15 protein-coding genes are annotated in these 12,926 nt (G+C 63.7%); 5 read left to right on the top strand and 10 right to left on the bottom strand.

Going from position 1 to position 12,926, the window contains the following annotated elements; translation table 11 throughout:
- Window positions 1-166: 166 nt before the first annotated feature.
- The 5 genes from BMW89_RS21495 to BMW89_RS21515 all read right to left on the bottom strand — a co-directional run bounded on the left by BMW89_RS21495 (window position 167) and on the right by BMW89_RS21515 (window position 3,850).
- Window positions 167-1,261, bottom strand: a complete 1,095-nt coding sequence (locus tag BMW89_RS21495) for an alkene reductase (protein ID WP_092029011.1) — start codon at window positions 1,259-1,261, stop codon at window positions 167-169.
- A gap of 172 nt (window positions 1,262-1,433) precedes the next feature.
- Window positions 1,434-1,937 carry a DUF1993 domain-containing protein gene (locus tag BMW89_RS21500; RefSeq protein WP_092029012.1) on the bottom strand — a complete coding sequence of 168 codons (504 nt, stop codon included), beginning with the start codon at window positions 1,935-1,937 and terminating at the stop codon, window positions 1,434-1,436.
- Window positions 1,938-2,046: 109 nt separating this feature from the next.
- The gene (locus BMW89_RS21505) at window positions 2,047-3,357 is read right to left on the bottom strand and encodes a lytic murein transglycosylase (protein ID WP_177196228.1); all 1,311 of its coding nucleotides are present in this window, start codon (window positions 3,355-3,357) and stop codon (window positions 2,047-2,049) included.
- A 29-nt stretch (window positions 3,358-3,386) separates the two neighbouring features.
- Window positions 3,387-3,614 carry a hypothetical protein gene (locus BMW89_RS21510; protein WP_092029014.1) on the bottom strand — a complete coding sequence of 76 codons (228 nt, stop codon included), beginning with the start codon at window positions 3,612-3,614 and terminating at the stop codon, window positions 3,387-3,389.
- A 5-nt stretch (window positions 3,615-3,619) separates the two neighbouring features.
- Window positions 3,620-3,850, bottom strand: a complete 231-nt coding sequence (locus BMW89_RS21515; protein ID WP_092029015.1) for a hypothetical protein — start codon at window positions 3,848-3,850, stop codon at window positions 3,620-3,622.
- Between the two features lie 151 nt (window positions 3,851-4,001).
- Between BMW89_RS21515 and htpX the strand changes: the two genes are divergently transcribed.
- Together htpX and BMW89_RS21525 are read left to right on the top strand one after the other, a co-directional pair.
- Complete coding sequence (htpX, locus tag BMW89_RS21520) at window positions 4,002-4,967, top strand: zinc metalloprotease HtpX (protein ID WP_092029016.1); 966 nt, start codon at window positions 4,002-4,004, stop codon at window positions 4,965-4,967.
- A gap of 131 nt (window positions 4,968-5,098) precedes the next feature.
- Window positions 5,099-5,722, top strand: a complete 624-nt coding sequence (locus BMW89_RS21525; protein WP_092029017.1) for a tetratricopeptide repeat protein — start codon at window positions 5,099-5,101, stop codon at window positions 5,720-5,722.
- A 100-nt stretch (window positions 5,723-5,822) separates the two neighbouring features.
- On the opposite strand, the gene BMW89_RS21530 is transcribed toward BMW89_RS21525, so the two are convergent.
- The 4 genes from BMW89_RS21530 to BMW89_RS21545 form a co-directional block, all read right to left on the bottom strand.
- Window positions 5,823-6,170: a hypothetical protein gene (locus BMW89_RS21530; protein WP_092029018.1), complete on the bottom strand. Its 348-nt coding sequence runs from the start codon at window positions 6,168-6,170 to the stop codon at window positions 5,823-5,825.
- A gap of 185 nt (window positions 6,171-6,355) precedes the next feature.
- Window positions 6,356-7,162 carry a hypothetical protein gene (locus tag BMW89_RS21535; protein ID WP_092029019.1) on the bottom strand — a complete coding sequence of 269 codons (807 nt, stop codon included), beginning with the start codon at window positions 7,160-7,162 and terminating at the stop codon, window positions 6,356-6,358.
- A 205-nt stretch (window positions 7,163-7,367) separates the two neighbouring features.
- Window positions 7,368-7,586 carry a hypothetical protein gene (locus tag BMW89_RS21540; protein WP_092029020.1) on the bottom strand — a complete coding sequence of 73 codons (219 nt, stop codon included), beginning with the start codon at window positions 7,584-7,586 and terminating at the stop codon, window positions 7,368-7,370.
- 114 nt (window positions 7,587-7,700) lie between these two features.
- Window positions 7,701-9,146, bottom strand: coding sequence for a helix-turn-helix domain-containing protein (locus tag BMW89_RS21545; protein WP_092029021.1), 1,446 nt, complete (start codon window positions 9,144-9,146; stop codon window positions 7,701-7,703).
- Between the two features lie 234 nt (window positions 9,147-9,380).
- Between BMW89_RS21545 and BMW89_RS21550 the strand changes: the two genes are divergently transcribed.
- The 3 genes from BMW89_RS21550 (at window position 9,381) to BMW89_RS21560 (ending at window position 11,989) form a co-directional block, all read left to right on the top strand.
- Complete coding sequence (locus BMW89_RS21550) at window positions 9,381-11,015, top strand: isocitrate lyase (RefSeq protein WP_092029022.1); 1,635 nt, start codon at window positions 9,381-9,383, stop codon at window positions 11,013-11,015.
- A 23-nt stretch (window positions 11,016-11,038) separates the two neighbouring features.
- Window positions 11,039-11,245: a DUF4170 domain-containing protein gene (locus tag BMW89_RS21555; RefSeq protein ID WP_007595122.1), complete on the top strand. Its 207-nt coding sequence runs from the start codon at window positions 11,039-11,041 to the stop codon at window positions 11,243-11,245.
- 189 nt (window positions 11,246-11,434) lie between these two features.
- Complete coding sequence (locus BMW89_RS21560) at window positions 11,435-11,989, top strand: hypothetical protein (RefSeq protein WP_177196229.1); 555 nt, start codon at window positions 11,435-11,437, stop codon at window positions 11,987-11,989.
- A 36-nt stretch (window positions 11,990-12,025) separates the two neighbouring features.
- Here BMW89_RS21560 and BMW89_RS21565 read toward each other — a convergent pair whose 3' ends face one another.
- Window positions 12,026-12,907: a metallophosphoesterase family protein gene (locus BMW89_RS21565; RefSeq protein ID WP_092029320.1), complete on the bottom strand. Its 882-nt coding sequence runs from the start codon at window positions 12,905-12,907 to the stop codon at window positions 12,026-12,028.
- Between the last annotated feature and the right edge of the window lie 19 nt (window positions 12,908-12,926).

Consider the following 12,926-nt stretch of genomic DNA (forward strand, 5'->3'; position numbering starts at 1 on the left):
GGCATCGTGCGGGCCGTCATTCTCCGCTGTCATCGTCCGCCTTGTGCGCACTTGCGCACTGGGGCGGACGATCCAGTACGCCGCGGCCTCTCGATCGAATCTCGCTGCCGGTGGTTACTGGATGCCCCGCCTTCGCGGGGCATGACATTCGTCGTGTGGACGGTTCTTACTTCGCAGCCGCGAGCGACGGATAGTCCGTGTAGCCCTTGGCGCCGCCGCCGTAGAACGTGTTCTTGTCCCAGTCGTTGAGCGTCGCACCTGCCTTCAGGCGCTCGACCAGATCGGGGTTGGAGATGAACGGCTTGCCGAAGGCGATGAGATCGGCCGCGTTCGCATCCAGCACCTTGGTCGCGAGATCGAAATCGTAGCCGTTGTTGGCAACATAGGCGCCGGCAAAGCGCTTGCGGATGCCCGCATAGTCGAACGGGGCGATGTCGCGCGGGCCGCCGGTGGCGCCCTCGACGACATGGAGATAGACGAGCTTCAGCGCGCTGAGGCCGTCGACGATATGGTCGTACAGGGCCTGCGGGTTCGAATCCGAGATGTCGTTGGCGGGCGTCACCGGCGAGATGCGGATACCGGTGCGGTCGCCGCCGGCTTCAGCTACGACGGCCTTGGAGATTTCCAGCATCAGCTTCGCGCGGTTCTCGATCGAGCCGCCATAGGCATCGGTGCGCTTGTTGGTGCCGTCCTTGGCAAACTGCTCTAGCAGATAGCCGTTGGCGCCGTGGATCTCGACGCCGTCGAATCCGGCTTCGAGCGCATTCTTCGTCGCGCGCTTGAAATCGTCGATGATGCCTGGAATTTCGGAGAGCTCGAGCGCACGGGGCTCGGAGACGTCGGCAAAACCGCCGTTCACAAACGTCTTGCCCTTGGCGCGGATCGCGCTCGGCGCCACCGGAGCTGCGCCATTCGCCTGGAGGTCGACATGCGAGATGCGGCCGACATGCCAGAGCTGGATGAAGATCTTGCCGCCGCGTTCATGCACCTGATCGGTGACCTTGCGCCAGCCGGCGACCTGGTCCTTGGTGTAGATGCCTGGGGTGTCCTGGTAACCCTGGCCCTGCTGCGAGACTTGGCTTGCTTCGGTGATCAACAGGCCTGCGGAGGCGCGCTGGGCGTAGTAATCGGCGGCGAGCGAGCCGGGTACGAATGTGCCGGGAACGGCGCGGTTACGCGTCAGCGGCGCCATCACGAAACGGTTGGCCAGCGTGATCGGGCCGAGCTTATAGGTCTCAAACAATTTGGTCGAACGGCTCATGGGAAGGCTTCCAGGCGGTGAGAGGTCCGGAACACTTGTGCATTGCGGCAATCAGCGCAAGGGAGGAGCCATACGGAAAGTGCAGGCGAGCTACGCGGCGGGGACCGCGTAGCATAATTCATGTGCAATGGAGGCCACGGCAGTGAATTTCCGCTGCCGCAGCCCCGCGAGCTCAGTTCGTACCGAGGAAATCGCGCTTGCCGATCTCGACGCCGTTGTGACGCAGAATGCCGTGAGCGGTCGTGGCGTGGAAATAGAAGTTCGGCAACGAGGCCCCACTGAAGAACTGCTGGCCCTTGAGCGTCATGGTCCGGTCCGGGCCCACCGGGAAGGTGACGTCCTTGCTATCGGCGCCCTCGAACTGCTCGGGCTTGAACGATTTGACATAGTCGATGGTCTTGGCGAGCCGCTGCTTCAGCTCCTCAAACGTCTTTTCCGTATCGGGCGTCGAAGGCACCTCGCTGTGTGTCAGCCGCGCGCAACCTTTGGTGGCGAAATCGCTGACCAGCTGGATCTGCTTCGACAGCGGCAGCATGTCCGGGAAGAGGCGGGAGCCGAGCAGGACGGCGGGATCGACCTTTTTGGCCGCGCAATGCGCCTCAGCCTTGGTGAGCAGGCTGGTCAGGCTGTTCAGCATTTGCAGATAGGCGGGTACGACGGCGTCGTAGAAGGACATGTGATGCTCGCTCTCATGGTGGGGAATCTCAGGAGAAAACCTGAGCCACTCACATGGGAACCTCATGGAAAAATACAATCGCGGGGGCGGCCTGTGCAGTGCGAAAATTCTACCGCACTGTCCCCGCCGGTTGCGCTTGTGCCGTGCCGCCGCGCATCCGTGTCAGCAGCTCGACGGTCGGCCAGGAATCCGCCGGCAGGCCATACTTGATCTGCATCGCCTTGACCGCGGCGCGGCTCTGCTGGCCCAGTACGCCGTCGACCTTGCCGACATTGAAGCCGGCCTGGACCAAGAGCTGCTGCAATTGCTTGAGCTCATTGAACGGCAGCTGCGCGACCGGCGTGGCCGGCTTGCGCATCGGCGCGGCGCCCGCGATGCGGGTGGCGAGATAACCCGCGGTGGTCGAATAGATCAGCGAATTATTCCACTCGGTATAGGCCGCGAAATTCGCATACGCCATGAAGGCCGGACCGAAGCGTCCCATCGGCAGCAGCACGGAGGAAGCAAGATTGTCGTTCGGCAGCGGCCGACCGTCGGGATAGGTGACGCCAAGCTGCACCCATTTCGAGCGCGGCAGCTGCACCGTGAGATCGGTCTGGTCCCATGGCAGGTTTTGCGGGACCTTGATCTCCTCTAGCCACGGCTCGCCGCGCCGCCACTTCAAGCCGTTGGCGATGTAGTTCGCGGTCGAGCCGATCACGTCGTCCTCGCTGCGCAGCAGATCACGCCGTCCGTCGCCGTCATAGTCGACGGCGTAGTTGACGTAATGCACGGGCAGGAACTGGGTCTGCCCGAGCTCGCCGGCCCAGGAGCCCACCATTTCGTCGGGCGTGAGATCGCCGCGATCGATGATCTTGAGCGCCGCGACGGTCTCGTTCACGAACATCTCCGAGCGCCGGCAGTCATAGGCCAGCGACACCAACGATTTCAGCGTCGGCAGATTGCCCATGTTGACGCCGAAATCGCTCTCCAACCCCCAGAACGCAGCGATCACCGCCGGCGGCACGCCATATTCCTTTTCCGCGCGCGCGAATGCGGCCGCATGTTGCTTGATGTGCTGCTGGCCGTTCTGCATCCGATAGGGCGCGGCCATGCGGCCCGCAAATTCAGTGAAGAGTTGCCCGAACACGCGCTGGCCGCGGTCGCGATTGACGATGCCCTGGTCGTAGACGAGGTAGGGCGAAGCCTCCGCCATGGTCCGTTGCGACACGCCGGCGGCCACCGCCTGTTGTTTCACGTCGGCCAGGAAGCGATCGAAGCTCGCCCCGTTATGGCACGACGCCGCGCGCGGCGACGGTGCTGTGGCCTTGGGCGCGGCGGGCTTTGCGGGGGGCGGTGCGAACTGGGCGGAGGCGGGAAGGGCGAAGGCGACCGCGATCATTGCGAGCGCAAGGCGAGAACCAAGGCAGTTCATCGGCATCGATATCTCTGGTGCTGGGCGGATGTGCGTCAGGCCGCCAATACGGCGCGCTTTGTGGCGAGCGGCAATGCGATGGAGCGGAACAATGTCTTTGGATAAAGATAGTCTTCGCCTGACTCATCGACGATCCGCAGCATGCCGTGCTTCTCGGCCGCCGGATCGCGCAGTGCCTCATAGATCTTGCGCTTCTCCAGAGAGGCCGCGTAGCCCTCATTGTTCACGCAGATCACCAGTTGCTTGCTTCGCGATTTCGTCATGTTTGTCAGAGCAGGCTCTTGATCTTGAATTCCTTGCGGCCGATCCCGGCAGCCTCATACCAATGTATCTCAGCGAGGTGGGTAGAGCCATCGGATAATCGCACTCGAGCGATGCCCTTGCGCTTTCGCCAGCGTCCTCGCCCATAGATTCGTCGCAGCCGGGCGATCTCGCGGATGCCCGAGCCACTGGCGAAGGTTTCGACCTCGGTCATTTCGCCGAGAATTTCGAAATGCATGGCTTCGATCGTGCCCTTGTGTCCCGGGCTGGGTCAATAGCCGCGGCCCGGAGCCGCACCCCGAAACCTTGCACCAAGGCGGGGGTCATTCCTACCTCAACAGCGCCGGCCCATAACGCCCCGGGGGCTGCGGCCGGCTCGGGAGACGGCCATGAACTATCTTCGGACCGCAATGCTGCTCGCAGGCCTCACCGTCCTGTTCATGGGCGTGGGCTATCTGATCGGCGGTGCCGCCGGCGCCATGATCGCGCTCGTCATTGCGGCTGCGACCAATCTCTTCACCTACTGGAACTCCGACCGCGCGGTGCTCTCGATGTACGGCGCCCATGAGGTCGACCGCCGAAGCGCGCCGGAGCTGGTTGGGCTCGTGGCCGAGCTTGCGGGCCGCGCGGGCCTGCCGATGCCGCGCGTGTTCGTGATGGACGAGGCACAGCCCAACGCGTTCGCGACCGGCCGCAACCCCGAGAACGCCGCGGTGGCCGTCACCACCGGGCTGATGAACCAGCTCAGCCGCGAGGAGCTCGCCGGCGTGATCGCGCACGAGCTCGCCCATATCAAGCATCACGACACGCTGCTGATGACTGTTACCGCGACCATCGCGGGTGCGATCTCCATGCTGGCCCAGTTCGGCATGTTCTTCGGCGGCAATCGCGACAACAACGGCCCGGGTATCGTCGGCTCGATCCTGATGATGATCCTGGCTCCGCTCGGCGCCATGCTGGTGCAGATGGCGATCAGCCGCACCCGCGAATATGCGGCGGACGATCTCGGCGCGCGCATCGTGGGACAGCCGATGTGGCTGGCCTCGGCGCTGGTGAAGATCGAGGGCGCCGCGCATCAGATCCCGAACCTCGAGGCGGAGCGCAATCCCGCGACCGCGCACATGTTCATCATCAATCCGCTGTCGGGCCACGGCGTGGACAATCTGTTTACGACCCATCCCTCGACGCAGAACCGCATCGCGGCGCTCCAGCAGCTTGCAGCCGAGCTCGGCGCGCAGGCGCCGCCGTCGGCCGGCGCCAACGAGAACTATCCGCAAGGCCCGTGGGGCCGCTCGTCGTCACGCGGTCCTTCGCCAGGTCCTTCTGCTGGTCCTTCACGTGGTCCTTGGGGTTGATGGAACCGGCAGGGATTTGCGCCTTTGTGACCTGGCGCACACAGGATCATCGCGGCCGGTGTTAACACGTCAGCACAACACTTCCTTCGAAAGGGGATGCGTGGCCGGCCCTCCGCCGGTCGCCGTCGAAGATGACCAAAACTGCCGTACCATTGCTGATCGTCCTCGGCGTGCTCATTGGCCTGTCCACGCACACGGTCGTCAATTGCGGGGACGAGGACGAGCCCGACGTCTGCTCGGCCGTGATCGGCTTCTCGCCGCTGCGGGGATCGCTGATCGCCTTTGCTTATGAAGGGCGTGGGCGGATCGCGATGCGCCATGGCGACTTCAGGCGGGCGATCGTCGATTTCGACGAGGCGATCCACCTCAATCCCAACCGCGCCCAGCTCTATCGCGACCGCGCGCTCGCACGCCGGCAGAACGGCGACCTCGTGCTCGCCATCGAGGACTATGACGAGGCGATCGCGCATGATCCCAGGCTCGCCGCGCCCTATCACCAGCGTGGTCTGGCGCTCGCCGCCACCGGCGATCTCGATCGCGCCATCCTGAGCTACAACACGGCGGTCCGCCTCGACCCGTCCGATCCGCAGGCGCGCCTCGACCGCGGCCTCACCTTCCTTGCCCGCGGCCAGGCCGACGATGCCCGCGCCGATTTCGAGGCCGCGCTGGCGCTGCCGGCCGGCAAGGACGCCGGCACGCGCGAAGCCGCGCGCGCAAAACTCGCCGAGCTTACGAGTGCCGGGCCGCGGCGGTGAAAATCTTGCGCAGCTCTGGCCTGAGTTTGCTGAAGCAACCCCTCATCCGGCGCTTCGCGCCACCTTCTCCCGCAGGGGGAGAAGGAAGAAAGCGCCGCGACTACTTCGCTTTCTTGGCTTTTGCCTTCTTCGCAGCCTTCTTCACCGGCTTCTCCTTCGCCTTTTTCTCCACCTTCACCGCGACCGGCGCGCTGGCGACGATGCGCATGGCGCGGGCGTAGCTGTCGGCGACGTTGTCGGCGGACATCTGCAGGCGCTTGGCGGCGGCGCTGGCCTGCTCCAGGGTGGCCTTGGCCAACATCTTGAAGCGGTCGCCCGTCTCCTTGCTCTTGGCCTTGGCCGCAAGGCCGCTGAAGCGGTCCCGCCGCTCCTTGGCGCGGGTCATCAGGCCCGTCTGCAGCTGTCTGGCCAGTTGCCGGATCACGACATCCAGGTCGGCGTCCGCCATGTTCTTCTATCCTCTTGAAAACGATATCGATGCGGCGGGACTATGCAGATCGGGCCCCACCTTGGCAATTGCCGGCCGGGCGTCATCCGCAGCTTCCGGTCCCCAAAACAAAAAAGCCGCGCATTTTCGCGCGGCTTTTGGGAGGGCTTTTAGAGTGGCTTGTAGAGTGATCTGGCGCAGACGCCTTATTTCAGCGAGGCAACCGGGCCGCTCGACGCTGTCGGGTCGGGGTCGAAGCCGAACACGCCGACCAGGTATTTGTAATAGTCCGGCATCTTCTCCTTGAGCGCCTCGCGCGACTTCGGGTCGTGGAATTCGCTCTTTCCGGCGAGGAAGATGCTGGCGGTCACGGCGAAGAATTCCATGGGATTCTTCAGCGCATAGGATTCCTTGGGCAACAGATCCTTGGACTTGGCATAGGCGTAATAGGTGATCACGCCCTTGTTGGCGTAGCCGTCCGGCAGCAGCCGCGCGTGATAGGCGTGCAGCAACTCATGCAGCAGCACGGCCTCCTTCTCGTAGCGCATCATGTCCGGGCGCAGCATGATCACGCCGAGCCCCGAATCGACCGCGAGGTCGACGGCGTTCGGATTGCTCCAGCGCTGCTTGTTGGGATCCCAAAACGTCAACGTCCGCGGAGCGGTGCGCTGGATGTCCGGCGTCACCCGGCCGTAGCACGCGGTCGCAGCACCCTCGTCGAGACAGGCGAGCTCGCTCGCGACGATCGGAACGGTATGGAAGAAGCGCAGCACGCGCGGAGAGAGGCCGGATGCCTCGACCACGTCGATCTGGCTCTTCAGATTGTCGGTGAGCTTGTCGACATCCTTGCGGTCGCGGTTCTCGGAGATGTCGAACATGTAGCCGCGGTAGCTCTGGAAGCCCGGCGGCAACGCTTGCGCGGCCTCGCCTGACGCATCGAGCGGTCCGGCATTGGATGGATTGGCAAAGAGCGCGCCGACGATGGTCGCGGTCAGCAGCAACGCAATGCGCATGATGAACCCCCTGATGTCACTTCACGCGGCAGGATAGGCTGCCGTTGTTTGCGAAAAGTGAGTGGGGCGAGACTAAGGCTGCGATGTTGAGGCGTGCTTAACCGTTGGTTGCAGATCGCGGACGGACATTAGCGCCGTATTAACCAAGGAGAGACCGCTAGGTGCAGTTGAACGATGCCCACCTGAGCTCAGATGGATCACCAGGTCATTCTCGCGGCGCGAGGCTCAGCTCCATCAGCGCAATTCTCTGCAACACTATCTCGTTGCGCTCCCCGGTTTGCGCCGTGCGCAGAATGGATTGTGCCAGGGTGTCGATGTGCCCCGCATGTACCGGCTCCGGCAAGGTGGCAATCGCGGAGCCGAGGGCGGCGGTCATGGCTGCTATCACGTCGGGAGCGAATGACGCATTTGAAAAATTCTTCATGTCCCAGACCGGCGGCTACACCGCGCCGCCTCTCCACGATGATAAGGCGATGAGACACCGAAAGTTCCTTTGCCGTCCGAGTAATACGCTGGGCGACAGTGCAAATGGCGATGTTCACAGCTCCCGCGCATTCGAAAACGAGAACGAACTCACCCGCCGCGTCGTCTCGTCCAAAATCAGCGTGCGCGTGATTGGCGGCTCGGCGCGCTGGGCGCAGTTTTCGCGCTCGCAGAGGCGGCAGTTGACGCCGATCGGCGTGCCCTCGGCCTTTTCCAGATCCATACCGGCGGCATAGACGAGGCGCGCGGCGTGGCGGATCTCGCAGCCGAGGCCGATGGCGAAGCGCGGCTGCGGCAGCGGATGCGGCGCGACGGGACGGCGCACCATCTGCGCGATCGAGAAATAGCGCGTGCCGTCGGACAGCTCGATCACCTGCTTCAGCAGGCGGTCCGGCGTGTCGAAGGTCGAGTGCACGTTCCATAGCGGACAGGTGCCGCCGAACTTCGAGAACGGGAAGGTGCCGGACGAAAACCGTTTCGAGACATTGCCGGCATTGTCGACGCGCAGCAGGAAGAACGGAATGCCGCGCGCGTTCGGTCGTTGCAATGTGGTGAGGCGGTGGCAGACCTGCTCGAAGCCGGAATTGAAGCGCTGCGCCAGCAAATGGATGTCGTAGTTGAGGGCTTCGGCCGCGGCGAGGAACGTCGGATAAGGCATCATCACGCTAGCAGCAAAGTAATTGGCGAGCGTAATGCGGAACAGCCGCCTCGGCGCGTCATCGAGCGGACCGGCGCGGCTGATGATGGTCTCGAGATGCTGCGCGCATTCGCCGAGCCCCAGCTGGAAGGCGAGCTGGAACGCGCGGCCTGCCGGGTCGACCAGCTCCGAGATCAGCAACTGGCGGCGGTGGCGGTCGAAGCGCCTGAGCGTCTCGCGCATCACATCAACCGGTATGATGCGGGTCTGGATCGAATGCTTTTCGCGCAGGCGCGCGGCGAGCGCTGCGTAAAGCTCTTCGGGCGGCACATTCAGTTCGTCGCGTAGCGTCTCCGCGGCCTGCTCGAGTTCCGGAAAATAGTTGCGGTTGGCCTCGATCAGCTCGCGCACGCGCTCGACCGGATTGGCCTCATAGCGGGTGCCGACGTCGCGGTCGGCCATTTGCGCGGCGGCCAGCGTCTCGCCCTGGCGCGCCTCGGCATAGGCGGCATAGAGCCGTTGCAGCGCATGGGTGACGCCGGGGCAGAGTTCGGCGAGGTCGCGCAGCTCCTGCTTGGGCACGTCGATCTGGCGGAACAGCGGATCGGAGAAGATCTCGTTGAGCTCGGCGAAGAAGCGGTCCTCGTCGGCGGTGGCGAGGTCGCGCAGATCGAGGTCGTAGGTCTCTGCCAGCCGCAGCAGGATCTGCGCCGTCACCGGGCGCTGATTGCGCTCGATCAGGTTGACGTAGCTGGGTGAGATCCCGAGCCCCTCGGCCATCTGGGTCTGCGACAGCCCCAATTGCTGCCGGATCCTTCGGAAGCGCGGGCCGACGAACAGTTTCTTCCCGGACTCGGCGGCCATCTTTACGTCTCCAGAGGCATCAAGGACAGTCTGGCTGACCTATAACTTTACAAGATTTACAAAATTACATCTATTACATGTTCTGATGTTACATGACATCACCATTCAAATACAAGCCATCTATACGAACTTCTCTTTCTCGCGTTTAGCTCCTGACACGCATTTCGCGATGCACTGTCAAAAATGTCGATGACGAAGCCAAGCGCTTCGTTGTCATCGAGAAGGATCAGGCACATGAATTACCAGCCCCGTGGCATCAACACCCTCCAGGGTCCGGCGTCGTACCAGAGCGAGGTCGACTCGGCCCAGGCGCTCCTCGAGACGCAGCCGACCTGGAACGGGGTGTCGGCCGAGGCCGTCGCGCGCATGCGCCTCCAGAACCGCTTCAAGACCGGCCTCGACATCGCCCGTTACACCGCGGCGCTGATGCGTGCCGACATGGCGGCCTATGATGCCGACCCCACCAAGTACACGCAGTCGCTGGGCTGCTGGCACGGCTTCATCGCCCAGCAGAAGCTGATCTCGATCAAGAAGCATTTCGGCGGCAAGACCGATCGCCGCTATCTGTACCTGTCGGGCTGGATGATCGCGGCGCTGCGCTCCGAGTTCGGACCGCTGCCCGATCAGTCGATGCACGAGAAGACCTCGGTGCCGGCGCTGATCGAAGAGCTCTACACCTTCCTGCGTCAGGCCGATTCGCGCGAGATGAACGACATCTTCCGCAACCTCGACAAGGCGCGCAAGGAAGGCGACAAGAGCCGTGAGAAGGAGCTGATCGAGAAGATCGACAATTTCCAGACCCACGTCGTCCCCGTCATCGCCGACATCGATGCCGGCTTCGGCAACGCCGAGGCGACCTACCTGCTCGCCAAGAAGATGATCGAAGCGGGTGCCTGCGCGCTCCAGATCGAGAACCAGGTTTCGGACGAGAAGCAGTGCGGCCATCAGGACGGCAAGGTCACCGTGCCGCACGAGGTGTTCCTGGCGAAGATCCGCGCCTGCCGCCACGCCTTCCTCGAGCTCGGCATCGAAGACGGTGTCGTCGTCACCCGCACCGACTCGCTCGGCGCTGGTCTTACGCAGCAGATCGCAGTCAGCCACAAGCCCGGTGACATCGGCGACCAGTACAACAGCTTCCTCGATTGTGAGGAAATCACGCCGGAGAACGCCCGTAACGGCGACGTCATCATCAACCGCCACGGCAAGATGATGCGTCCGAAGCGGCTGCCCAGCAATCTCTACCAGTTCCGTCCCGGGACTGGCGAAGACCGCTGCGTGCTCGACAGCATCACCTCGCTCCAGAACGGTGCCGACCTGCTGTGGATCGAAACCGAGAAGCCGCATATCGAGCAGATCGCCAAGATGGTCGATCGGATCCGCAAGGTCATTCCGAACGCGAAGCTCGCCTACAACAACTCGCCGTCGTTCAACTGGACCCTCAACTTCCGTTGGCAGGTCTACGACGCGATGAAGGAAGCGGGCAAGGACGTCAGCAAGTACAATCGTGCCGAGTTGATGAAGCAGGAATACGACGAGACGCCGCTGGCCATCGAAGCCGACGAGCGCATCCGGACCTTCCAGGCGGATTCGGCCAAGCGCGCCGGCATCTTCCACCACCTGATCACGTTGCCGACCTATCACACGGCCGCGCTGTCGACCGACAATCTCGCGAAGGAGTATTTCGGCGAGCAGGGCATGCTGGGCTACGTGAAGAATGTTCAGCGCGCCGAGATCCGTCAGGGCATCGCCTGTGCCAAGCATCAGAACATGGCGGGGTCCGACATCGGCGACGAGCATAAGGAATACTTCGCGGGCGAGGCTGCCCTGAAGGCGGGCGGCACCCACAACACGATGAACCAGTTCGGCTAACGCAGTTCGACAGGAGACTGAAAATGACCAACAGCAATTTCTGGGTGATCGGCGGCGAGTTCGGCTCGATGAACTTCCACAAGCTGGTGGAAGGCTCGGCCCAGGTGCAAGGTCCGTTCAAGACCCGCAAGGAAGCCGAAGATGCCTGGCGCTCGGTCTCGGAAGAGAACCGCCACAAGGCCGGTGTCCGCTTCTCGATCGTGGAAGAGCCGTCGCGCGTCTCGGCCTGACGGCTGCCTGACAAAGCTAAGAAGACGTCCAAGGACGGAGGGTCCCATCCGGCGCAAGCCGGGTGGGATCGTCTGTTTTTGGCACAGGTCAACGCCCTGTAGGCGCTGTAAGTATCTGGAATTGTAGGCCCTTTGCGGAGGTGGTGGTTGCTGATAGGTTAATTTCAGGAATTGAGGACGAGGCCGACCATGTCAGAGCCCGAGACCAGCGGGATCAATCCCAGCCACCCGCGCCCGGTGCGGCTGCGCGACGCGCTGCTGCGCGCCCGGATCGAGGCCGCCGACCGGACTGGCGTGGTCGTCGATTTGCGCGACGCCGAGGTCGCCCGGCTGGAGATCCTCAATGATGCACTCGATCCGCTGTTCGCGCAGGTGCCCGACCAGATCGACCTGTTCGACCGCGGCATCAGCCAGGGCGATACGCCGAGGCTTTGGATCGATGTCGTCGCCCACATCATGATGGGGCGCGACAAGCGGCTGTACCGCTTCGTCCAGGACACCCGCTTCGGCCGCATCGTGCTCGCCGAATCGCACGACACCTCGGTGATCGTCGAGGCCGTGACCGACTACGTCGCGCGCCGCATGATCGAGCGTGAGCACGCGATGGTGGTTTTGCCCGAGCCGAAACCCGAGGTCACGCCGCCACCGCGCCGCTCGCGGTTCTGGCCGTTCGTGTTCGGGTTTGTGCTAGGTGCGGCGGCGCTGTTCGGTCTTGCCGTGGTGGCGGCTCTGCGGAGCTGGTGACGGTTGCTTCGCTGCGCTCGCAATGACGGCCTGAGCCTAAACCAACCTCACATGCTTGATCTGCCCGATCTGAAATCCCGCCCCAAGACTCCGCACCGTTTGCTCGCAGCGCCAGCCGGCATTGTCCTTCTCGATCGTGAACAGATTATACGCCGCCGCGGGGGTGCGCCCGTGCGCGATCGCCGAGGCCGAGGGCACGCCGATCGCGGGAATGTTGCCGTTGGGACCATCGAACCACATCGTCGAATGAATGTGGTCGTGCCCGTGCAGGATCAGCTCGACGCCGTGTCGCCTCAACAGCGCCAGAAGATCGGCCGCATCCGTCATCCGCTTCAGGCGCGCGTGGGACTTCAGCGGATGATGCACCAGCAGCACGCGAAAGACGTCCTCGGCCGCGAGCCGTTCGAGGACCTGTTCGAGGGAGGCGAGCTGATCGCGGCCGAGCGTCCCCGTCGCCATCAGCGGCAAGGTCGGCACCGCCGTGGACAGGCTGATCAGCGCCAGCGGCCCGCGCCGGCGCACGCTGGGAAAGCCGATGCTGCCGTCGTCACCCGCAAGATAGGGCGCAAAGGTCTCGCCGAAGCGATGCGCGGTGGCGCGGACATAGGCGTCGTGATTGCCGGGAATCGTGGTGACACGGTCGGGCGGACCGACGCCGTCGAGCCACGCCCGGGCAGGAGCGAATTCCGCCTCCAGCGCGAGGTTGACGAGATCGCCCGTCACCGCGATGTGGTCGGGCGTCTGCGTATGGACGTCGGCAACGAGTGCGTCGAGCACGTCGCGACGCTGGTACTTGTGGCGGTTGCGCGTCCAGTTGATATAGCCGAGCGCGCGCTTGCCCGCGAGTTCGATCAGCCGTGGCTTCGGCAACGGCGGCAGATGCGGGTCGGACAGATGGGCGAGCGTGAAGGGGGCCAGCGTGTTGTGAGTCATGACG

The sequence above is a fragment of the Bradyrhizobium sp. OK095 genome, from assembly GCF_900109945.1.
In the GTDB taxonomy this organism is placed as follows: domain Bacteria; phylum Pseudomonadota; class Alphaproteobacteria; order Rhizobiales; family Xanthobacteraceae; genus Bradyrhizobium.

Coding starts and splice junctions, on each gene's coding strand:
- BMW89_RS21495 (WP_092029011.1), bottom strand. CDS start 1,261: ATGAGCCGTTCGACCAAATTGTTTGAGACCTATAAGCTCGGCCCGATC.
- BMW89_RS21500 (WP_092029012.1), bottom strand. CDS start 1,937: ATGTCCTTCTACGACGCCGTCGTACCCGCCTATCTGCAAATGCTGAAC.
- BMW89_RS21505 (WP_177196228.1), bottom strand. CDS start 3,357: ATGCCGATGAACTGCCTTGGTTCTCGCCTTGCGCTCGCAATGATCGCG.
- BMW89_RS21510 (WP_092029014.1), bottom strand. CDS start 3,614: ATGACGAAATCGCGAAGCAAGCAACTGGTGATCTGCGTGAACAATGAG.
- BMW89_RS21515 (WP_092029015.1), bottom strand. CDS start 3,850: ATGCATTTCGAAATTCTCGGCGAAATGACCGAGGTCGAAACCTTCGCC.
- htpX (WP_092029016.1), top strand. CDS start 4,002: ATGAACTATCTTCGGACCGCAATGCTGCTCGCAGGCCTCACCGTCCTG.
- BMW89_RS21525 (WP_092029017.1), top strand. CDS start 5,099: ATGACCAAAACTGCCGTACCATTGCTGATCGTCCTCGGCGTGCTCATT.
- BMW89_RS21530 (WP_092029018.1), bottom strand. CDS start 6,170: ATGGCGGACGCCGACCTGGATGTCGTGATCCGGCAACTGGCCAGACAG.
- BMW89_RS21535 (WP_092029019.1), bottom strand. CDS start 7,162: ATGCGCATTGCGTTGCTGCTGACCGCGACCATCGTCGGCGCGCTCTTT.
- BMW89_RS21540 (WP_092029020.1), bottom strand. CDS start 7,586: ATGAAGAATTTTTCAAATGCGTCATTCGCTCCCGACGTGATAGCAGCC.
- BMW89_RS21545 (WP_092029021.1), bottom strand. CDS start 9,146: ATGGCCGCCGAGTCCGGGAAGAAACTGTTCGTCGGCCCGCGCTTCCGA.
- BMW89_RS21550 (WP_092029022.1), top strand. CDS start 9,381: ATGAATTACCAGCCCCGTGGCATCAACACCCTCCAGGGTCCGGCGTCG.
- BMW89_RS21555 (WP_007595122.1), top strand. CDS start 11,039: ATGACCAACAGCAATTTCTGGGTGATCGGCGGCGAGTTCGGCTCGATG.
- BMW89_RS21560 (WP_177196229.1), top strand. CDS start 11,435: ATGTCAGAGCCCGAGACCAGCGGGATCAATCCCAGCCACCCGCGCCCG.